This is a genomic window from Chroococcidiopsis thermalis PCC 7203, from assembly GCF_000317125.1.
GTDB lineage: Bacteria > Cyanobacteriota > Cyanobacteriia > Cyanobacteriales > Chroococcidiopsidaceae > Chroococcidiopsis > Chroococcidiopsis thermalis.
Map to the genome: position 1 here is coordinate 4877103 of NC_019695.1, position 20271 is coordinate 4897373.

Annotated in this window: 27 protein-coding genes and 1 other RNA gene; 14 read left to right on the forward strand and 14 right to left on the reverse strand. The window is 45.0% G+C overall.

The features are described from left to right. The first annotated feature begins 112 nt into the window (after positions 1-112). Complete coding sequence (locus CHRO_RS21150; protein WP_015156259.1) at positions 113-1285, forward strand: FtsW/RodA/SpoVE family cell cycle protein; 1173 nt, start codon at positions 113-115, stop codon at positions 1283-1285. A 5-nt stretch (positions 1286-1290) separates the two neighbouring features. Here the strand turns inward: CHRO_RS21150 and CHRO_RS21155 are convergent, their stop codons facing one another. Next, positions 1291-1605: a DMT family transporter gene (locus tag CHRO_RS21155; RefSeq protein ID WP_015156260.1), complete on the reverse strand. Its 315-nt coding sequence runs from the start codon at positions 1603-1605 to the stop codon at positions 1291-1293. A 470-nt stretch (positions 1606-2075) separates the two neighbouring features. Between CHRO_RS21155 and CHRO_RS21160 the strand changes: the two genes are divergently transcribed. Both CHRO_RS21160 and CHRO_RS21165 read left to right on the forward strand, forming a co-directional pair. Next, positions 2076-2810 (forward strand): cytochrome c biogenesis protein CcdA, encoded by a 735-nt coding sequence (locus CHRO_RS21160; protein ID WP_015156261.1) that lies wholly within the window; start codon positions 2076-2078, stop codon positions 2808-2810. Between the two features lie 65 nt (positions 2811-2875). Next, the gene (locus CHRO_RS21165) at positions 2876-4246 is read left to right on the forward strand and encodes a cytochrome c biogenesis protein (protein ID WP_015156262.1); all 1371 of its coding nucleotides are present in this window, start codon (positions 2876-2878) and stop codon (positions 4244-4246) included. Between the two features lie 31 nt (positions 4247-4277). Here CHRO_RS21165 and CHRO_RS21170 read toward each other — a convergent pair whose 3' ends face one another. The 6 genes from CHRO_RS21170 to CHRO_RS21190 form a co-directional block, all read right to left on the reverse strand. After that, positions 4278-4775 (reverse strand): pentapeptide repeat-containing protein, encoded by a 498-nt coding sequence (locus CHRO_RS21170; RefSeq protein ID WP_015156263.1) that lies wholly within the window; start codon positions 4773-4775, stop codon positions 4278-4280. Between the two features lie 142 nt (positions 4776-4917). Further along, a complete protein-coding gene (gene queF / locus CHRO_RS21175; protein ID WP_051033287.1) occupies positions 4918-5304 on the reverse strand; it encodes a preQ(1) synthase in 387 nt (128 codons plus the stop codon). Positions 5305-5388: 84 nt separating this feature from the next. After that, positions 5389-5799, reverse strand: coding sequence for a hypothetical protein (locus CHRO_RS21180; RefSeq protein ID WP_015156265.1), 411 nt, complete (start codon positions 5797-5799; stop codon positions 5389-5391). A gap of 212 nt (positions 5800-6011) precedes the next feature. After that, entirely contained in the window at positions 6012-6398 is a 387-nt protein-coding gene (locus tag CHRO_RS21185; protein ID WP_041463380.1) for a phasin family protein, read from the reverse strand. 24 nt (positions 6399-6422) lie between these two features. Continuing rightward, positions 6423-6519, reverse strand: an RNA gene (ffs, locus tag CHRO_RS30775) — signal recognition particle sRNA small type. Positions 6520-6673: 154 nt separating this feature from the next. After that, positions 6674-6940 carry a YciI family protein gene (locus CHRO_RS21190; protein ID WP_015156267.1) on the reverse strand — a complete coding sequence of 89 codons (267 nt, stop codon included), beginning with the start codon at positions 6938-6940 and terminating at the stop codon, positions 6674-6676. Positions 6941-7056: 116 nt separating this feature from the next. Between CHRO_RS21190 and CHRO_RS21195 the strand changes: the two genes are divergently transcribed. Next, on the forward strand, positions 7057-7623 hold the full coding sequence (locus tag CHRO_RS21195; RefSeq protein ID WP_015156268.1) for a 2'-5' RNA ligase family protein: 567 nt from the start codon (positions 7057-7059) through the stop codon (positions 7621-7623). Here CHRO_RS21195 and CHRO_RS30780 read toward each other — a convergent pair. Together CHRO_RS30780 and CHRO_RS34505 are read right to left on the reverse strand one after the other, a co-directional pair. Continuing rightward, the gene (locus CHRO_RS30780; RefSeq protein WP_181824216.1) at positions 7544-7759 is read right to left on the reverse strand and encodes a hypothetical protein; all 216 of its coding nucleotides are present in this window, start codon (positions 7757-7759) and stop codon (positions 7544-7546) included. The genes CHRO_RS21195 and CHRO_RS30780 overlap by 80 nt on opposite strands. Beyond that, positions 7749-7883: a hypothetical protein gene (locus CHRO_RS34505; protein ID WP_281168599.1), complete on the reverse strand. Its 135-nt coding sequence runs from the start codon at positions 7881-7883 to the stop codon at positions 7749-7751. The genes CHRO_RS30780 and CHRO_RS34505 overlap by 11 nt, the downstream gene beginning before the upstream one ends. A 21-nt stretch (positions 7884-7904) precedes the next feature. On the opposite strand from CHRO_RS34505, the gene CHRO_RS21200 reads away from it, so the two are divergent. Together CHRO_RS21200 and CHRO_RS21205 are read left to right on the forward strand one after the other, a co-directional pair. Further along, positions 7905-9254, forward strand: coding sequence for a four-carbon acid sugar kinase family protein (locus CHRO_RS21200; RefSeq protein ID WP_041462576.1), 1350 nt, complete (start codon positions 7905-7907; stop codon positions 9252-9254). A 40-nt stretch (positions 9255-9294) separates the two neighbouring features. Further along, positions 9295-9744 (forward strand): hypothetical protein, encoded by a 450-nt coding sequence (locus CHRO_RS21205; protein ID WP_015156270.1) that lies wholly within the window; start codon positions 9295-9297, stop codon positions 9742-9744. A gap of 126 nt (positions 9745-9870) precedes the next feature. Here the strand turns inward: CHRO_RS21205 and psbA are convergent, their stop codons facing one another. Continuing rightward, entirely contained in the window at positions 9871-10953 is a 1083-nt protein-coding gene (gene psbA / locus CHRO_RS21210) for a photosystem II q(b) protein (RefSeq protein WP_015156271.1), read from the reverse strand. Between the two features lie 377 nt (positions 10954-11330). Here psbA and cofG point away from each other — a divergent pair, with 377 nt between their 5' ends. Further along, positions 11331-12287 carry a 7,8-didemethyl-8-hydroxy-5-deazariboflavin synthase subunit CofG gene (gene cofG, locus CHRO_RS21215; RefSeq protein ID WP_015156272.1) on the forward strand — a complete coding sequence of 319 codons (957 nt, stop codon included), beginning with the start codon at positions 11331-11333 and terminating at the stop codon, positions 12285-12287. Here the strand turns inward: cofG and CHRO_RS32720 are convergent. Then, positions 12274-12435, reverse strand: coding sequence for a hypothetical protein (locus CHRO_RS32720; protein ID WP_181824217.1), 162 nt, complete (start codon positions 12433-12435; stop codon positions 12274-12276). The genes cofG and CHRO_RS32720 overlap by 14 nt on opposite strands. A 72-nt stretch (positions 12436-12507) precedes the next feature. Here CHRO_RS32720 and hflX point away from each other — a divergent pair, with 72 nt between their 5' ends. Together hflX and hemJ are read left to right on the forward strand one after the other, a co-directional pair. Then, positions 12508-14289, forward strand: coding sequence for a GTPase HflX (gene hflX, locus CHRO_RS21220; protein ID WP_015156273.1), 1782 nt, complete (start codon positions 12508-12510; stop codon positions 14287-14289). 52 nt (positions 14290-14341) lie between these two features. Continuing rightward, on the forward strand, positions 14342-14905 hold the full coding sequence (hemJ, locus tag CHRO_RS21225; RefSeq protein WP_015156274.1) for a protoporphyrinogen oxidase HemJ: 564 nt from the start codon (positions 14342-14344) through the stop codon (positions 14903-14905). A 26-nt stretch (positions 14906-14931) separates the two neighbouring features. On the opposite strand, the gene CHRO_RS21230 is transcribed toward hemJ, so the two are convergent. Together CHRO_RS21230 and CHRO_RS21235 are read right to left on the reverse strand one after the other, a co-directional pair. Further along, positions 14932-15609 carry a TIGR04283 family arsenosugar biosynthesis glycosyltransferase gene (locus CHRO_RS21230; RefSeq protein ID WP_041462578.1) on the reverse strand — a complete coding sequence of 226 codons (678 nt, stop codon included), beginning with the start codon at positions 15607-15609 and terminating at the stop codon, positions 14932-14934. A gap of 48 nt (positions 15610-15657) precedes the next feature. Then, positions 15658-16287 carry a TIGR04282 family arsenosugar biosynthesis glycosyltransferase gene (locus CHRO_RS21235; RefSeq protein ID WP_015156276.1) on the reverse strand — a complete coding sequence of 210 codons (630 nt, stop codon included), beginning with the start codon at positions 16285-16287 and terminating at the stop codon, positions 15658-15660. Between the two features lie 312 nt (positions 16288-16599). Between CHRO_RS21235 and pgl the strand changes: the two genes are divergently transcribed. The 4 genes from pgl (at position 16600) to CHRO_RS21255 (ending at position 18947) form a co-directional block, all read left to right on the forward strand. Next, entirely contained in the window at positions 16600-17331 is a 732-nt protein-coding gene (pgl, locus tag CHRO_RS21240) for a 6-phosphogluconolactonase (RefSeq protein ID WP_015156277.1), read from the forward strand. Positions 17332-17368: 37 nt separating this feature from the next. Next, positions 17369-18256, forward strand: coding sequence for a double zinc ribbon and FHA domain-containing protein (locus CHRO_RS21245; protein ID WP_015156278.1), 888 nt, complete (start codon positions 17369-17371; stop codon positions 18254-18256). Positions 18257-18287: 31 nt separating this feature from the next. Further along, positions 18288-18593, forward strand: a complete 306-nt coding sequence (locus CHRO_RS21250; RefSeq protein WP_015156279.1) for an FHA domain-containing protein — start codon at positions 18288-18290, stop codon at positions 18591-18593. A gap of 120 nt (positions 18594-18713) precedes the next feature. After that, positions 18714-18947 (forward strand): DNA-directed RNA polymerase subunit omega, encoded by a 234-nt coding sequence (locus tag CHRO_RS21255; RefSeq protein WP_015156280.1) that lies wholly within the window; start codon positions 18714-18716, stop codon positions 18945-18947. A 76-nt stretch (positions 18948-19023) separates the two neighbouring features. On the opposite strand, the gene CHRO_RS34510 is transcribed toward CHRO_RS21255, so the two are convergent. After that, a complete protein-coding gene (locus CHRO_RS34510) occupies positions 19024-19152 on the reverse strand; it encodes a hypothetical protein (RefSeq protein WP_256498587.1) in 129 nt (42 codons plus the stop codon). 233 nt (positions 19153-19385) lie between these two features. Between CHRO_RS34510 and CHRO_RS21260 the strand changes: the two genes are divergently transcribed. Further along, positions 19386-20261 (forward strand): SDR family oxidoreductase, encoded by an 876-nt coding sequence (locus CHRO_RS21260; protein ID WP_015156281.1) that lies wholly within the window; start codon positions 19386-19388, stop codon positions 20259-20261. The last annotated feature ends 10 nt before the right edge of the window (positions 20262-20271 follow it).

A 20271-nucleotide genomic window follows, 5' to 3' on the forward strand; every position in this document is an offset into this window, starting at 1 on the left:
CAACGGTGCGCCCCTACTAGTTTTATACATATGTATCGGATTGAAAGCGCGATCGCCCCTTTTGCAAAAACATCCGCTATACTCCTACTGTCCTCACACAACCATAGCTGTCGTGAAGCTGCTACGCCGGATCGTCACCTTTTTCTTCCCTCCTGTTTCCCAATGGGCAATTCTGCCAAGATTACTGCATTGGATGACCTTTCTCTGGTTATTCATCGGATTAGCGGTTCTCTTTTCTGCTTCCTATGTCGAAGGCGAAACTATGGGAGATGGTTTTTACTATGTCAAGCGTCAACTGGCATGGATATTTATTGGATTATTAGGATTTAACTACGTCATCCATGCCCCACTTAAAAGAATTTTAAATGTCTCCCATTGGTTCTTTCTGATTTTAATAGGATTACTATTTTTGATTTTTGTTCCTGGAATGGGAATAAAAGTGAATGGTGCCATGCGCTGGCTGAATCTGAGGATTATAGCAATTCAACCATCAGAATTGATCAAGCCATTTTTAGTCCTCCAAAGTGCGAAGATTTTTGGTAGATGGCATCAAATTAGCCCAGGAAATCGTATTCTCTGGATATTAATTTTTATTTTGATGCTAGGGGGGATTTTACTACAGCCAAATCTGAGTATGACCGCTCTGTGTGGTATGAGTATATGGTTAGTAGCGCTAGCAGCAGCCATACCCTATCTTTACTTAGTACCTGCGGCATTATTAGGAGTTGGAACTGCAGCGCTGAGTGCAATGCTGCGACCGTACCAAATGAAGCGATTGATGTTGTACCGTAATCCTTGGCAAGATGCATCAGGGCATGGATATCAATTAGTACAAAGTTTAATTGCTATTGGTTCCGGTGGAATTTGGGGTAAGGGATTTGGCTTATCACAACAAAAGTTATTTTATTTGCCAATTCAATACACCGATTTCATTTTTGCTATTTTTGCTGAAGAGTTCGGCTTTGTTGGTTGCCTTTTACTATTATTAATGTTGATGGTTTATGCAACTCTGGCTTTACTTGTAGCGTTTAATGCCCGCAATCCAGTTTTTAGATTAGTTGCGATCGGGGCAATGATATTGATGGTAGGGCAATCTTTACTTAATATTGGTGTAGCGACAGGAGCGCTACCAACTACAGGTCTACCCTTTCCACTCATGAGTTATGGTGGAAATTCAATGATGACAAGTTTAATTATTGCTGGATTGCTAATTCGTGTCGCCCGAGAAAGTAGCGAAGCAGAAATTGTACCTTTTCAAGAGCGAAAACAAGAGCGGTTTGTTTAAAATCTCTATTTTTTACCTTGTAAAAAACCCATGCCAGCAACAATAAAACTGACACCAATGACATTGATGTAAGACAAACTTTCTTGAAATAAAACAACCCCAAATAAAACTGCTAGGATTGATTCTAATCCTAGTACGACAATATATGTTACTCCTAGCGTAGCCTTACGCATGGCAACAGTCTGTATACTTGCTCCAGCAATAAAGAAGATGTATACCAATAAGGTAGGGATAGGCTGAGATAACCCTTCAGATAGCTTCATGAATACACCGCCAATGGTGAAAAGAATTGCTGAAATCAGAACCATTAATAAATACATATCTAGCTCGTATTTGAAATTGTAATTGGGTTTTTAGTGACTCATAATATTGCTGACTAAATTATTTTTGGTTGGTCACTATCAATTGTGTTAAATAATCTAAAGTCATGATTCATAAATTTTTTATTAAGAAACCGTGTATCGTAAAGGCTAACCAATAGATTATTCCTCCGTACATCTGCTGGACATCCGCAACTTTACGGAATATTCACTAAGGAAGTATTTAGATTTAATTACAATTCGTAAAATAAAATAAATCAGGTCAATTATTCAGCAAAATAGCAAAAGATTCTGACTGTTGTAACTAGATGCATCAAAACTGCAAAAACAATCTAACGATAATCTAAATAATTGCCAAAATTGTGGTATGCTAGCGTTTTTTCCAGTCGGGCGATCGCCTCTAGCGCCAGGAAAAGACATGAATTAAGCTAAAATGCAAGCATAGTCAGCATTCCATCACGTAGCTGTCCATGCTGGAAACCATTCAAACTCAGCTCTACAAACTCGAACAATTTGCCGATCTCTTAGTCGCCGAGCAGTTATCGCATTTGGGCTGGGTCAGCATAGGTATTATCTTTACAGCAGGGTTGCTGACTAGTCTCACACCCTGTATGCTTTCCATGCTGCCCATCACCATCGGTTACATTGGTGGTTATGAAGCTAAAAGTCGCTGGCAAGCCGCAGCTCAATCAACATGGTTTGCGTTGGGATTAGCCACAACTTTAGCAGCCTTGGGAATAGTTGCGGCACTCGTAGGCAAAGTTTACGGTCAAGTTGGGATTGGTCTGCCAATTATTGTTAGCATCATCGCAATTTTGATGGGGCTGAATTTATTAGAAGCCTTACCCATACAACTACCATCGTTTGGGGGGATGGATTGGATTTCTAAAGATTTTCCCCCAGCTGTACGCTCCTATCTCATCGGTCTGACCTTTGGTTTAGTCGCCTCTCCCTGTAGCACCCCAGTGCTAGCAACGCTCCTTGCCTGGGTCACAACTACCCAAAATACCATTCTGGGAGCAGCGTTGTTACTGGCATACACCGCAGGCTACGTAACACCCCTGATCTTAGCTGGTACGTTCACCGCTAGCATTAAGAAGTTGTTAGAGTTGCGGCAGTGGTCGGGGTGGATTACCCCTGTGAGTGGGGCGTTACTGGTAGGATTTGGAGTGTTTTCGCTCTTATCTCGAATTCCACTGAGTTAATAGTTGTTTGTTAATTGTGACAAATGACAAATGACAAATGACAAATAACAAATGACAAACGACAAATGACTTTAGATAATTCTGCGACTAATTCAACACCGCGATCGCATTTAGGTAAATTTCTGCGTGCAGAACTCTTACCCATCCTCACAGATTTACGGTTGGCGATCGTCTTATTATTAGCGATCGCCTTCTTTAGCGCTAGCGGTACGGTAATAGAACAAGGACAATCAATCGAGTTTTACAAAGCTAACTATCCTACAGACCCAGCTTTATTTGGTTTCCTGAGTTGGAAAGTTATCTTAACTATAGGCTTAGACCACGTATATCGTACGTGGTGGTTTTTATCGTTACTGATTCTATTTGCTACCAGCCTCACAGCCTGTAGCTTTACCCGCCAGTTACCCGCTCTTAAAGCTGCTCGTAATTGGAAATTATACGACCAACCCCGCCAGTTTCAGAAATTGGCTTTGAGTGCAGAACTTGACAACGCTTCTCTTTCTTCTCTCACTCAATTGTTACAACAAAAGCGCTACCGTGTCTTTCAAGGCGAACAAGATAACTTATATGCCCGTAAAGGTATTGCAGGAAGAATTGGTCCAATTATCGTTCACATTGGTATTGTCATCATTTTAGCTGGGGCAATTTGGGGAGCGATGACGGGTTTTGTCGCTCAAGAAATGGTTCCTAGTGGTGAAAGCTTTCAGATACGTAACATCATTGATGCTGGACCACTAGCAGCACCTCAAATTCCCAAAGATTTAGCTTTAAAAGTCAATCGCTTTTGGATCGATTACACTCCGACTGGTAGTATCGACCAATTTTATTCCGATATATCTGCACTCGATCGCCAGGGGCAAGAAGTCAAACGCAAGACTATATTTGTCAACCAACCTTTTCGCTACCGAGGCGTAACTTTTTATCAAACCGACTGGGGAATTGCAGCAATTCGGATTCGGTTTAATAACAGCCCAACCTTGCAGTTACCAATGGCAGCTTTAAATACCAATGGTAACGGTCGTTTGTGGGGAACATGGATTCCTACGAAAACAGATTTGAGTGAGGGCGTTTCTCTGCTAGCAAAAGATTTACAGGGAACGCTATTGATTTATGATGCCAAAGGTCAGTTAGTTGATACCCTGCGGGCGGGAATGGCTACCACTGTCAACGGTGTGACGCTGAGAATTGTCGAGGTGGTTGGCAGTACGGGCTTACAAATTAAAGCTGACCCTGGAATCCCCATTGTCTATGCAGGTTTTGGCTTGTTGATGTTGGGAGTTGTGATGAGTTATGTTTCCCACTCGCAAATTTGGGCTTTAGAAAAAGACGGTCATTTTTATGTTGGTGGCAGAACCAATCGAGCGCAGGTGGCTTTTGAACGAGAAATGCTAGAAATTCTAGACCAACTCACCCAAAAACAGGAGATTAAATTGTAGAGAAGTTTGATAGAAAATCTCTACAAACTTCTTAGGAACATCCCAGAGATTCGCGGGTATCAACTCCGGTAACGGGATTAACCCCACTAGCGTACTCGCACAACTGCACCACTTGTTCTCGATCTAGCACGGCTTCGCTAAAATCTGCACCCGTCACTTTTGCTCCCTTAAAGTTCGATCGCAACATCATGGCTGATGTCAAAATTGCATCGCTCAGGTCTGCTGCTGATAAATCGCTGAGATAGGCAATACCATAGCTGAAGTCAACGCCGTGCAAGTTAGCTTTGCGCAGAACCGCACTATTAAAAACCGCCCCTCGCAAATCAGCGCTACTAAAATTAGCCTCTGCAAGCTTAGTATTATTAAACTCTGCTCTGACTAAATTTTGACCGGAATAATCTTTAGTCTGAACTTGCACGTCATCGTAGGCTCGGATTGCTGCGGAACTGGCAGCTTGAGCAGGTAAAGGCAAGGTGACAAAGACAAGTAAGGCGATCGCTATTCCCAGAAAATACCGAAATCCACGCATGGCAAGCTGAATGAGTCAGTTACAGAACTGCATCAAAAGTAACATTATTTAACTTTATTTTCTCGATTCTGCGGAAAGATTTTTCTTGCAGGAGCCAGGAGTCAGAATGCGGATTAGATCTACTCCAGGCTCTATCTGGTAATTAAGCAGACTTTTGGTGGTGTACCTCAATAACTGTATGTACGTTACCACGGGGGGCAAAATCACCTTTGATATGGGCTTCTAAAGGATCGCAAGCTGCTACAAAGTCATCGAGAATCTGATTGACGCTCTCTTCGTGAGAAATGTAGCGATCGCGATAGCTATTAATATAAAGTTTAATAGCTTTTAGCTCCACTACCCGTTCGTCAGGGACGTATGTAATGTTAATCGTGGCAAAATCAGGATAGCCAGAAAAAGGACACTTACAGGTAAATTCCGGCAGAGTAATGTGGATCTCGTACCGTCGTCCGATCCGTGGGTTGGGAAATGTAATTAGCTTTCCCTCAGCAATCTGGCGTTCGCCGTACTTGATTTCCTCTACTGACATTTCTGCTGCTGACTGTGATGTGAGATCGGGGGAAGGTTTCAAGATTGACTCAAATTTTGGGTTCTTTGTAATACAATATTACACTTAAAACTCAAACTCTTCTGCTTCCCAATCCGGGCAATTGCTATCGTCCCAACCGTAGGGATGCATGGCACAGACCATGAGATTGCCACCATAAACTTGTCCGTGGTAATGCTGGCAACCCATACAAGCGGGATGTTGTTGTGGAGTAGGTTCGACTGAATAAGGAAAAGAGATTTCCGAATCGTCCATCAAGTCATCCAGATGCCAATATGAATCGAGATCCACATCGTCATTTAAATCGGCTAGATATTGCTCGACCTCGGTAACGATCGTATTGTGGAGATGCTCGGAAAACTCTCCCGATAGCTCAAACAGAGTTTCCACAGTTGTCGTCACTTCCAGAAACAACCGTTCTACTTCGTCCACTGCCGTTTCGATCAATTCCAAGAAATCTTTTTGCCACTTTTCCATAGTTTTATGGGGGCGATCCACTCTAGTTGCAGTCTCAATCTTGATGTTTGAATAAAGTTGGATAGCACTTAACTGTCCAATCTATTTCGCAATCTATTTACTTATAGATCTAAAAATTCTATTTTGAACGGTTATTCAAGGCGATCGCAGTTGAATCGAAATAAATATTAATTAACGACCGACAAACTCGTGGGTCATATAATCTAATCTATCTATTCCCGTTGCAGTCGTCTGAGTTCATCTTGCAGTTTTTGTACCTGCTCGCGTAACCGATCTACATTATCATCGCCAGCAGTTTGAGTCGTTGGGGTTGTGGGATTTTCTTCATCATCGGACAGAATTTCAATCCGACGCGGTTCGCTAGAAGCTTTACTCCCATCTACTTCAGTTGGTGGCTGTTGAGCTTGCCTCATCAAGTCATCCACGTACCGCTTTGCTTCATCAGCGGTCATCTCACCCTTCGCTACTAGCTCATCTGCCAGTTTTTGAGCCTGCGATCGCAGTTCTGCTAGCTTACCTGTCGCCTTCTCGCTGGCATAAGAAGCTAATCCAACGCCGAGATAAAACGCTTTTTGCACGATATCCCCTAAACCAGGCATGGCTGCAATTGCTCCCATAAACTAGGCGACTCGGAGACCACGCCTATCACAAGCATCCCGTATTGCTGCTACCTTCCGGTTCTGACAAGGTTTGGGCGTTGAGATCGCGTAGATCCGAGTCTTTTTTATCATAGCAGTTTTTAGTGCGTGGTGAGTGGTAAGTGGTGAAGTGGGCGGTTGCGGAGGTTCCCTCCGCAATTAAGTCGTGTCGTGGTACGTGAAAATACCTCTTGCCAATTACCCATTACCCATTACCAATTACCAACTACCGATTATCATTCAACGACAATCCGCCATTCGTATAGTTCGTATTTAACACAACTAGATTTTACGAGTGGGTCTTGAGCCACAATTGCTTCAGCCTCAGTCATGGAGTTTGCCTGAAACAGCATCATTCCGCCACCCAAACACCCCCAATAACCAGTTTTGGCTTGGTGTCCTCGATCGATTAAATCGCGAACGTAAGCTTTATGGGCGGGTACGTGTTGGTCAAAAATAGTTTTGTCAACTATGCCTTTTTCAATCTTGACAAACCAAGGCATTCACGCTCATCCTCTAAACTTCTAAACTTAAATATGAATATGTAACATTTAGTATTTTCAACTGCGATCGCCAAAATTTTAACTTCACATAACTTTAAAGTACATTTCAAACAACCTTGAATACCGAAACCAGTTTATTCTTTGTTGCTCTACTACCTCCACTAGATATTCAAGACTATGCCACCCAGATTAAACAATATTTTGCCACGCAGTATCACAGCCGCGCCGCCCTAAAATCTCCACCCCACATAACTTTGCAACCTCCGTTTAGGTGGTTAAATGCGAATACACCCGCTTCCGCTTTAGAAGAGTGTTTGCAAGAGTTTGCTCGCGATCGCGCCTCAATTCCAATTACGCTCAATGGTTTTGCAGCGTTCCCTCCGCGCGTAATCTATATAGACGTGGTGCGATCGGCTGAATTACTGGCTTTACAAGCCGATTTGATGGCACAATTAGCAGCAAAATTAGGAATTGTCGATCGCGTATCCAAAACCCGCCCCTTTGCACCCCACATGACGGTAGGGTTTAAAGACTTAACCAGACAAAACTTTCGCTTAGCATGGCAAGAATTTCAGCCGCGACAACTCTACTTTGAGTTTACAGCTAGCTGTTTAACGCTACTGCGACACGACGGCAAAAAGTGGCAGATTCAATCGGAATTTGGTTTTGGTGGTAATGGGTAATGGGTAATTGGTAGTTGGTAGTTGCGTGGTGCGTGAAGAAGGGGTGTGAATGCGTGAATGCGTGAATGCGTGAATTCTCCCTTGTCCCCCTTGTCTCCCTTGTCCCCCTTGTCCCCCTTTGCCCCCTAATCCCCACTCCCTCCGGTCGCGGGGTCCCCGAGTTCCCCCTTGTCCCCCTTGTCCCCTCGTCCCCTTGTCCCCTCGTCCCCTTGTCCCTGCTCCCTACTCGTGCGCTCCCTCAAAAAATGAGACAATAACAAGGGCAGTGCTCAATGTCAAACATGGCAACCAAACCGAAAATTATTGTTCTCGATGACGATCCTACAGGCTCTCAAACCGTCCACAGTTGCTTGTTGCTAACGCGGTGGGATGTCGATACTTTGCGGCTGGGGTTGCAAGATGACGCACCAATTTTCTTCGTGCTGACAAATACGCGATCGCTACCTCCTGATAAAGCTGCAACTGTGACTAAGGAAGTCTGCCACAATTTAAAACTAGCTTTGGCAGCGGAGGAAATTGTAGATTTTCTCATCGTCAGTCGTTCTGATTCTACATTACGGGGACATTACCCGATTGAAACTGACGCGATCGCTGACGAACTGGGACCTTTTGACGCGCATTTTCTAGTTCCAGCTTTTTTTGAAGGCGGACGAGTCACCCGCGATAGCGTGCATTACTTAATTGTGGATGGCGTTCCCACTCCAGTTCATGAAACCGAATTTGCGCGCGATTCTGTCTTTGGTTATACATACAGTTATTTACCTGACTATGTGGAAGAAAAGACCAAAGGACGCATTTCTACACTCTCAGTAGAAAGATTTTTACTTTCGGATATTCGCAGTGGTACAGATATTACGAATAATTTCTCCACTTTAGAAAGATTAATGCAGCTCCAGGGAAATCGATGCGTTGTCGTTGATGCAGAGACGCAAGACGATCTCAATCGCTTTGCTACCAACGTCCTCAACGCCGCTAGCCAGGGAAAGCGCTTTTTGTTTCGCAGTGCAGCTAGCTTATTGACGGCTTTAGCGGCTCTACCAACTCAACCGGTTCCTGCTGAAGCGATGTCTCGATATGTACGGGGTGGAAAGCCAGGTGCAGTCATCGTTGGTTCTCATGTCAAGAAAACAACTCAACAGTTAGAAAGGTTGCTGCAAGAACCGGATATTGTCGGTATTGAAGTCGATGTAGCTCATTTGTTAGAAGATTCGACAACTCAAAAACACCAATTACGCGATCGCACTTTAGAAAAGATTAACTCCGTTCACAACTCTGGAAAAACTCCAGTTGTTTATACTAGCCGTAAAGAATTAGTCTTTCCAGATATGCAAACTCGCCTGCAATTTGGCGCGGATGTTTCAGCTCTGTTGATGGATATAGTCAAAGGTTTACCGTCAGACATTGGGTTTTTAATTAGCAAGGGTGGAATCACTTCCAACGATGTTTTAAGTGACGGACTCGCCCTGACTTCTGCGCGATTATTGGGGCAAATTTTAGCTGGTTGCTCGATGGTACGCACACCAGTCGATCATCCACAATTTCCTAATCTACCTGTAGTTTTATTTCCTGGGAATGTTGGCAATACCGATGCGTTAGCCACAATTTATCGCCGTCTGGTAACGGTAACTTAAAAGAACGAAGCATTACATCTCAGCGCCAGATTTAGCGACAGTGAAGCGAATTATTCTTTCTCTAGCAGCATTAACTTTTATCGCAGCTGCAATAGCCCTATTGAACGGCTCGATTCTACCCAGAAAGCCTGACGAGGTATCGCGATGTCCGCGCGAAGCCTTGACGAGATCTGATACTAAGAGCGATCGCATACATCCCGAAAAAGTCGTCGTCAGACCCTGGAAAGGTCGGCATCAAGTCTATGCTATTTTTGTACTTCCTGATGACTATGAGATAGACAATGCTGTTGTCGTCAGCATTGAGGGAGAGATGACTTACTGTGCTAGTAAACCCGCCAGAGTTAAAGTAGATGAATTTCAAGGAGTCTATGCCAAACCTGGAGAAGATATATTTGTCGCACGCTTCAGAACTCGAACCGCTAGTTGGCTGATTGCCCAAGGTAAAGTAGAAGCACTAAAACAACCGCACAACTGGAGTTTGAGGAAATAAAAATCGCCTGCTCGTGCGCTCCCTACTCCCTGCTATACAAATAAAAAGCACCCCTCAACTCTGAAAGGCGCTCTTTACATTTATGGAGAGACACGAGCGATCGCATCTCGGCTATTAGCTATTGAATTAACCGTTGATAACAGGAGCGGTTAAGGCAACTGGAGTAGCTTCACCACTAGCCAAGTCGAGTGGGAAGTTATGAGCGTTACGCTCGTGCATCACTTCCATACCCAGGTTAGCGCGGTTGAGTACGTCAGCCCAGGTGTTAACTACGCGACCTTGGGAATCAAGCACAGATTGGTTGAAGTTGAAGCCGTTGAGGTTGAACGCCATGGTGCTGATCCCTAATGCAGTGAACCAGATACCGACGACGGGCCAAGCACCTAAGAAGAAGTGTAAGGAACGGCTGTTATTGAAGGAAGCATATTGGAAGATCAGACGACCGAAGTAGCCGTGTGCGGCAACGATGTTGTAGGTTTCTCCTTCTTGACCGAATTTGTAACCGTAGTTTTGAGATTCGGTTTCGGTAGTTTCGCGTACCAGAGAAGAGGTAACGAGAGAACCGTGCATTGCACAGAATAGAGAACCACCAAATACAGCTGCTACACCTAACTGGTGGAAGGGGTGCATCAGGATGTTGTGTTCGGCTTGGAACACCAACATGAAGTTGAAAGTTCCAGAGATCCCCAGAGGCATTCCATCAGAGAAGGAACCTTGTCCGAGTGGGTAGATTAAGAAAACTGCGGTAGCAGAAGCTAAAGGAGCGCTGTAAGCGACGCAGATCCAAGGGCGCATACCCAGGCGGTAGGACAACTCCCACTGACGACCCATGTAGCAGAAACAACCGATCAAGAAGTGGAAGATTACCAGTTGGTAAGGACCACCGTTGTATAGCCACTCATCTAAAGAAGCAGCTTCCCAGATCGGATAGAAGTGTAAACCGATCGCGTTAGAAGAAGGCACAACTGCACCAGAGATGATGTTGTTGCCGTAAATTAATGAACCTGCAACGGGTTCGCGGATGCCATCAATGTCTACTGGAGGAGCAGCAACGAAAGCAATGATGAAGCAGATGGTAGCGGATAGCAACGTAGGAATCATCAATACACCGAACCAACCTACATAAATGCGGTTTTCAGTGCTGGTGATCCAGTTGCAGAACCGATCCCACAGGCTGGAGCTGCGCTCGCGCTGTAATGTGGTTGTCATAGTTCTATAATTGCTGGTTTGAACTGTTAATGAACTGATAATTAAATTTTAGGCAGTATGTTTACCACCTGTATTGAAGATTAACGTTAGGAATTGATTTTTGTAAAGGTTTTTTAGTTTAATTTTTGTTTTTTCGGCAATGAAAGAGCGAGAATGGCAAATTACAGTAATAGCTACAATTTTTGTAAATTTATATTTAATCGACTGAAGAATTTTTAACTCTTCTTTACATCAAGTTCTCCGGATTGATTGTATCTAAATATAAAAATGAGTATAAATAATTTAATGAAGAAATGTTAATTACAAATTGGTAGTTGGTTATTAGTTGTTGGCTGACTGATAACTGCTGCCTACTCCCTACTCCCTACTCCCTGATTATGACTGGTACTGTCACCTATAGCCCTGCTTATACCTTAGTTCCAACTTACGAATGCTTTAATCGCTGTAGTTACTGCAACTTTCGTACCGCTCCCGGTCAAAGTCCTTGGATGGCATTAGAATCAGCAGCAAAGATTCTGAGGGGACTGCAAAAGCAAGGCGTATGCGAGATCTTGATTTTAAGCGGTGAAGTACATCCGCGATCGCCCCGTCGAAATGCTTGGTTTGAAAGAATTTACCAGTTGTGCGAACTTGCTTTGAAGCTGGGTTTTTTACCCCATACCAATGCTGGACCATTAAGTTTTGCGGAAATGGAACGCCTCAAAAGCGTGAATGTTTCGATGGGATTGATGTTGGAACAATTGACACCAGAATTGTTAAAAACGGTACATCAACATGCACCTAGTAAAATGCCCCAATTGAGATTGCAACAATTAGAATGGGCGGGAAAATTACAGATTCCGTTTACGACTGGGTTATTACTAGGAATAGGAGAAACCAAAACAGATTGGTGGGATACATTAGAGGCGATCGCATCATTACACCAACGTTGGGGACACATTCAAGAAGTCATTTTGCAGCCTCACAGTCCTGGGAGTCAGCAAAGCTTCGACGCACCAGCTTTTAACCCGCATCAACTGCCAGAAGTTATTACTCAAGCCAGAGAAATTTTACCTTCAGATATTACGATTCAAATTCCCCCGAATTTAGTACTAGATCCGCAATGGTTATTAGCCTGTATAGAAGCTGGTGCTAGAGATTTAGGCGGAATTAGTCCTAAAGATGAAGTTAACCCCGATTATCCTCATCTTTCTGCACCAAAATTAATCAAAATTCTAGAACCCGCCGGATGGCAACTCGTACCGCGACTACCTGTATATTCTCAATATGACAACTGGCTGACACCACAGTTGCAAATGGCTGTGAAACAATGGCGACGTATTAGGAAAGGGTAATTGGTAGTTGGTAAGTGGTAGTTGGTAGTTGGTTGTTGGGTGGTGAGTGGTGCGCGATCTGAGGCGAGAGGCAAGAGGCATTTTCTTCCTCAGTTCTCTTCATTCCCTCAGTTCCCTCAGCTCCCTCAGCTCTCTCAGCTCTCTTCACTTCCTCAGCTTCCTACTTCCTACTCCCTTTTTTGTAGAATAGTAATGAAGCACTCAGAGGATAAAAAAGCCTATCGAGACTATCTACGGCAACTTACAGGGTCTAAAGTCTAGCCAACTGAAGCAACTAGCTAAACTTTACCACCAACGCTTACCAGGCGATCGCCTCACTACGCCTGAATTTGCCCAAAGGCTAGCGGCAATTAGTAGCGATATTAACCAGCCAGTCTGTGTTTATATTAACCGTCGCGGACAAGCGATCAGAGTCGGAGTAGGGACACCCAGACAAACTCAGATCCCGCCTTTAGAATTGCCCCGCTACGGCGCAGAAAGACTCAGTGGTATTCGCTGCATTGCCACACAGCTTAAGCCAGAGCCACCAAACGAAGCCGCGCTAACATCAATGGCGCTGCAAAGACTAGATGCATTAGTAACGCTCAACATTACCAGTGCTGGCTTTGAAAAGCGGGGTGGCGGAGTCACGGGATACGTGAAAGAAGCTTATTTGTCACATTTAGTACCCAGCACCAGTATAGAATCTCCACTCCCGTACGGGCGGGATTCTAAACCCGCCCCTACTGACTCCGTACGGGCACACAGCGGTGCGCCCCTACCGACTCTCCAAACCGCTTGGAGCATATCCCCACCTCTAAGTTTAGACAGCCTCACCAAACAAGATTTTCTCGACTTGGTAGAAGGATTAGAAGCGGAGTTCGGACGAGAATTTGTCGGTCAGCAAGTCGATACAGACCGCGATCGCGTGTTATTAGTTGGAGTAGTAACGGATAATGCTGCGGCACGAGAATTTCAAGACCGTTTGGCGGAATTGGGACGCTTAGTAGAAACAGCTGGCGGCGAAGTGTTGCAGGTAGTACAACAAAAACGCCCTCACATTCATCCTCAAACAGTGGTGGGTGCGGGAAAAGTGCAAGAAATTGCCCTCACAGCCCAAACTTTGGGAGCCAACTTGATTGTATTCGATCGCGATCTTTCTCCCGCCCAAGTGCGTAACTTGGAAATCCAAATTGGGATTAGAGTCGTCGATCGCACCGAAGTAATTCTAGATATCTTTGCCCAACGCGCCCAGTCACGAGCGGGTAAATTGCAAGTCGAACTCGCCCAATTAGAATACATGCTGCCCCGTCTGACGGGTAGAGGTCAAGCCATGTCTCGATTGGGTGGTGGGATTGGAACTCGCGGTCCTGGGGAAACAAAATTAGAAACTGAACGACGGGCAATTAGTCGTCGCATATCACGACTGCAACAAGAAGTCAACCAACTCCAAGCTCATCGATCGCGACTGCGTCAACAGCGCCAACACCAAGAAGTCCCCTCAATCGCCTTAGTTGGTTATACCAATGCTGGTAAATCGACATTGTTAAATGCTTTAACAAATGCTGAAGTCTATACTGCCGACCAGCTATTTGCTACCCTCGACCCGACGACACGCCGTCTAGTCATTACGGATGCGGATACAGGTACGCCGCAAGAGATTGTCCTGACAGATACAGTAGGATTCATTCACGAACTACCCGCATCGCTAATGGATGCTTTTCGGGCAACATTAGAAGAAGTGACGGAAGCCGATGCTTTACTCCACGTCGTGGACTTATCCCATCCAGCTTGGCAAAGTCAAATCCGTGCCGTGATGGGCATCTTGTCAGAAATGCCCGTTACTCCAGGTCCAATTTTATTGGCACTGAATAAAATTGACCAAGCCGATAGCGATACTCTAGCGCTGGCGCAATCTGAATTTCCTCAAGCTGTCTTTATTTCCGCCGAAAACCGTTTGGGTTTGGAAACATTAAGACAACGGCTGCTTCAGTTAGCTAAATACGCAGACGCGACAGTATAAGAGATGAAGGGTGAGTTTACTCACCTTTTTTTGGTTAGGAGTTGATAGTTTTATGGCATATCTCTGGTTTAAATCATTTCATGTCATTGGTTTTGTAGCTTGGTTTGCGGGTTTATTTTATCTTCCTCGCCTCTTCATCTACCATATTGAAGCGGAGGAACGTCCAGAGCAGGCAAAAACTCTTTTGAAAGAAGAGTATAACCGGATAGAAAAGCTGCTCTACAGGTTAATTATGATGCCAGCCATGCTGTTTACAATTGCTATGGCGATCGGACTCGTTGCCACAGAACCAAAGGTTTTACAGCAAACTTGGTTACAGGTAAAGCTTTGTATCGTGCTTTTACTTGTTGGGTTTCACTTCTACTGCGGTCGGTTGATTCGTCAGTTAGAAGCAGGAACTTGTTCGATCGGCAGTTTGCAAATGCGTCGAATTAATGAGATACCGACAATTTTGCTTGGTATAGTTGTATTGTTGGCGATCTTCAAAAATAATTTACCAACTAGTGCCGTAGTTTGGGGAACAGTTATGGCGATCGCAGCTTTTGCAGTAATTATTCAACTCTATGCCCGCAAACGTCGCTTGCAAAAGGAAAGAGAACTGAGTATCTCTAGCTAGATGTAGAGATAAGCTATGTCATGTTTCTACAATTTATCCCTGCCTCGATACCAAGCGGCAATCTTTTTAGGTGAAACGCCTAACAAATAAGCAATAATTGCAATTTGATTTTTGAGTGTAGTTTGGCAAACACCTTGTTTGAGCCAGCGACGGGGAGAGGTAATGACAGGTGCAGGCAGAATAACGATGCGTCCATTGCGTTTTAAGCGTCGCACCAGTTCAAAATCTTCCATCATTGGTAAATCGGGGAATTGACCCAACTGATGAAATACAGACGATCTTAAAAAAATAGCTTGATCGCCGTAAGGCATTTGCAGAAGTCGCGATCGCCAATTGACTCCCCATTCAATTAACCGCAAGCTACTTAAAGGCGAATCAATTTGTAAGCGAAAAGCTCCCGCGATCGCGTGAGGTTTAACCAGTGCAGCGCGTATCATCACATCAAACCCAAGTGGTAGAAGCGTATCGGCATGGAGAAACAGGAGAATTTCCCCTGTTGCTGTGGCTGCACCCAGATTCATTTGTTTAGCACGTCCTTTAGGAATAGACAACACTTTTGCTCCCCAACCAGATGCGATCGCCACAGTATCATCTTGGCTGCCACCATCCGCGACGATAACTTCTACATTTGTCCCTGTTTGCGTGCTAGCTAAAGTTTTTTCAATTGGGCGTGCTTCATTCACCGCTGGAATAATAATTGAAATTCTTTCTTCCTTGTCTCCCTTGTCTCCCCCCCTCTCCCTTGTCTCCCCTCACGATCTCTGCTCCCAAATATACAGATCTTCAGGGCGATCGACATCTGGTAGTTGGGGTAAGTAAGCAACAGATAGATTTAACCGTTTGGCGATCGCAACTGTTTGGGATAAGACTTCAGGAGATCCCCAATTCACCCCGACAAATAACTCTGGAATAAAACGACGCAGACCGAGTAGATAGTAACCGCCATCGACAGCCGGACCAAGAACGAGATCGTTAGCCCACTGTAACTGGTTAAAAGCTTCTGCTAGTATCTCTACATTTAACCCAGGACAATCAGTGCCGATAATTACAGCACAGTCAGCACCATCATGAAATGTAGTGGCAAGCGATCGCGCCATGCGAGTCCCGAGATCTCCCTCTCCTTGGACTGTATAAATTAAGTCATTTCCCAACCACCGCATCATCAAATTTGAGTTTCCACCAGCAAAACAAACTTCTACCCTGACAGAACGTTGTGCTTGCAGTCGCTTCACCTGCGTCAGGGTATGCTCGGTCATCTGGCGATGCAATAAAGCTGCTTTTTCCGCACCTAAAGCTGGGATCAGTCTTGTTTTTGTCTTCCCTGGTTCAGGGTAGCGGGTGAAAATAATTAAACTTTCTCGGATAATTCTAGTAGCGTTCACAAAACAAAACTTTACAGTTATCAGTTATCAGTTGTCAGCGAACAGGGTATGGGGAATTGGTAGTTGGTAGTTGGTAGTTGATTGTTTTTCTCCCTCAGCTCCCGATCGCTCCCTCAGCTCTCTTCTCTCCCTTGTCCCCCTTGTCCCCCTTGTCCCCCTTGTCCCCCTGCTCCCTGCTCCCTGCTCCCTGCTCTCCCTCAGCTCTCTTCCTCCAGCCCCTAGCCCCTAGCCCCTAGCCCCTTGTAAAATGTAACAGCTTCGGTACATTTTAACTGAGAGTATAAATTGCACTGCTATAACACTGCTATAACAATGCACAAAAAAGTTGAAGTCCTACCAGATCTAGCGGCGCTAGTCCAGCGATCGCTCGAACTCACCCTCGCCCAAATGCACAACGCCATTCAAGCACGGGGACTGTGTACCATCGCCCTATCGGGTGGTAGCACGCCTAAACCCCTCTATGAAGCGATCGCTGCCCAAGCATTACCTTGGGAGAAAGTTCACGTTTTTTGGGGTGACGAACGATACGTTTCTCCCGATAGCCCAGATAGCAATCAGCGGATGGCACGACAAGCTTGGTTAGATAAAGTCGAGATTCCTGCCGAGAATATCCACCCCATGCCCACCAGTGCAGCCGATCCTGCTGACGCTGCCCTTCAATACGAAACCCATCTTAAAGAGTTTTTTCAACTAAAATCGGGTGAATTTCCCGCTTTAGATGTAAATTTATTGGGGATGGGAGACGACGGACATACAGCGTCCTTATTTCCTCATACTGCGGCTTTACAAGTATGCGATCGCATAGTTACAGTTGGGAACAAAGATGGACAGCCTCGGATCACATTTACTATCCCTACTATCAACCAAGCTCGTTGCACCATATTTTTAGTCTCTGGTGCGAACAAGCAAGCGGCGTTAGCACAGGTATTTGCATCCGTAGCGGACGATTATACCTATCCTGCACGGTTCGTTCAACCCCAAGGAGAACTTTGGTGGTTGTTGGATCGAGCAGCCGGACAAGGCTTGCAATTACCCGAAGAGTAGCGCTTAAAATCAAAAACTGTTCACAGGGATTGACTTCATGATCGTTTGCCCTAATTGCAATCACCTCAACCCAGAAGGGGCGCAAGCCTGCGAAGCTTGCTACACACCTCTACCAGCTACTACTAGTTGTCCTAACTGTGGCGCACCCGTACAAACTGATGCAAGGTTCTGCGGACAATGTGGCTACGATCTCAGTGCTGACTTAGCAACTGTCGCCGAAGGAACGCCGCTAGATCTTGGTGACCTACCACCGACTCAACCAAGCTTGGCTGTTCCAGAACCTAGAGTCGAGGAACCCAGAGTCGAGGAACCCAGAGTCGAGCCAGCTATAGAGCTAGAAACACCTGCACCTGTAGTGGAAATCATTCATCGCGACCTATCAGCGACTCCAGAGCCAGAACCGATAATAGCACCAGCGCCGACTCCAGAGCCAGAACCAATCGCAGAATCTCGTAAGAGTAGCAGTATTAACCCTCCTCCCCCGCCAGCACCATTCACACCGCCAACACCAACACCACCACCACCGCCAGCAGTATCCCCACCCACTCCCATGCCAGCAATGCCCGTGGTTTCGAGTTCCAAAACCCAATTGCAGCAGCAGATTGCCAAGCTCTTTCACGTCCAGACCAATACTCTCATCGAGCTACCACCAACTCTTTCTGTGGTGCATATTGGTAAGCCTAACGATCGCATTCCTCCAGATGTTGACGTGGCTGGGTTTCCTAATTCCGAAATCGTCTCGCGGATTCATGCCGACATTCGCATTGAAGGAGATGCTTACTACATAGAAGATGTGGGCAGTTCCAACGGAACTTACATCAACAATATGCCCCTTTTACCAGGTAATCGTCACCGTTTGCGGATGGGCGATCGCATTGCTTTAGGTAAGGGAGACTTAGTAACTTTTCTGTTTCAACTTTCATAGCTACTTGTAGCTTATTCTCGACCTGGCTAAAGTGATTACAATTACTCTGCTACATCCTCAAAATGGTACTCCCGTCCAAAATTGGACGTTTGAAACTGAATCTGTTGTCCGCGTTGGACGGGCAACAGACAATCAGGTAATTCTATACAGTGCTGTTGTTTCTCGCTACCATGCCGAATTACATGCGACAAGGGGGCAATGGCAGTTAGTGAATTTAGGCGCGAATGGCACATATATAGATGGTCAACCAATTACAGAATCGATTTCAGTCATAAATGGTACGGTGATTCGACTGGCTAAATCCGGTCCTCAATTACAAATTAAGTTATTGCCATAGCAGTACGATACGAGAGAAGATATTTTCAACAGCCTCAAGCAAGACCTTACCAAAGAATGTGTGAGCGGTTGCTTTGGTTAAGTGACTTACAATGGGAGTTATCTTCAACGACCAATCACCATGCTGAAGCGTTCTAAGTTCGAGACAACCCAATCTCAAATTATGCACCGTGCGGAGGAGCTGATCGACGCAGCATCGAACCGCTATCGAATTACCGTCCAAGTCGCCAACCGCGCTAAGCGTCGCCGTTATGAAGATTTTGATAATGTAGACGATCCGATGATGAAACCAGTCATCCGCGCCATCATTGAGATGTCTGACGAGTTGACTCAACCAGAAATTATCGGTGAATAGCCAATAGAGTAAGTCATGAGTGGTTAGTGGCTGGTGGCTGGTAGAACTAGATTCTTAGTTTTGGTCTAGTCACCTGTTACTCTTCACTGACAACTGATAACGGGTGAGTTGCGATCGCCCGTTTTTTGCTATTTATTGCGGTCGCTGAGTCAAATGCTTGAGTTAATCCAATTAAACTCATTGGTTGTGCGATCGCATATTTCAACAATAAATCTCACCTGAGTTATGCGCTCTTTAACAATAAACCCGCCCAGATGAAACTTTTGACTTGCTGACATCAGCTATAAAATAAATTGGTTAAATTGCTCGAACGGAAAGCTTTTACCCGAAAGAATAAATTTCCCCCTAATTCCTGTTGTAGTGATTAACATGAATGAGGTACTAGAGAATTTGTGACTTGCCTCAAGCGTACATTTTATCCTCTAGGGAGTTAGCAACATGTTTTTGGTTACGGGAGCAACAGGAGGAATTGGCAGGAGGGTGGTGCGATCGCTCCGAGAACGGGGAATGCCCGTGCGTGCTTTTGTGCGTCTGCTGTCTCGCTATAGTGAGTTAGAACATCGAGGCGCAGAAATCTTTATCGGCGATCTGCAAGTCGATCGAGATATTCAAAAAGCTTGTCAGGGAGTACAGTACATTGTTAGCGCTCACGGTTCCGATGGCAATGCCTTCGCCCTAGACTACCATGCCAATATTGAGTTGATCGACCGAGCTAAAGAACAGAAAGTACAGCACTTTGTTTTTATCTCTGTCTTAGGCGCAGATCGCGGTTATGAAGATGCACCCGTATTCAAAGCAAAGCGTGCTGTAGAAAAGTATTTGCAAGCAAGCGGAATTAATTATACAATTTTGCGTCCAGCCGGACTTGCTTCTAACCTCCTACCATTAGCAGAAAGATTTCGGCAAACAGGACTTTATTTACTAGTTGGTGATGGCAAAAACCGCACTTCTATTGTTAGTACTGACGATTTAGCACAAATAATTGTTAACTCATTCATGCTTCCAGAGGCGCGTAATCGAACTTTCTCCGTTGGAGGCGGGGAAATATTACAACGGCAAGATGTACCGCACATTCTCGGGAGGATTTTCAATATCGAGCCAATTATTATTAATCCTCCCTTACTTGCAGTAGACGGATTTAGAACTGTAACGGGTTTGTTCAACCCGTCGTTGCAAAAAGCTTTAGGCACTTTCCGCACTTTACTAGACAACGAATTTTTCTGCACTCGCGAAGAAATTACTCAGTTAGAGGAAATCTATCATCTAAAAATGGAAAACCTAGAGAGTTTTTTACGGCGCTATTTGGCAATATGAGTGCAAGTCA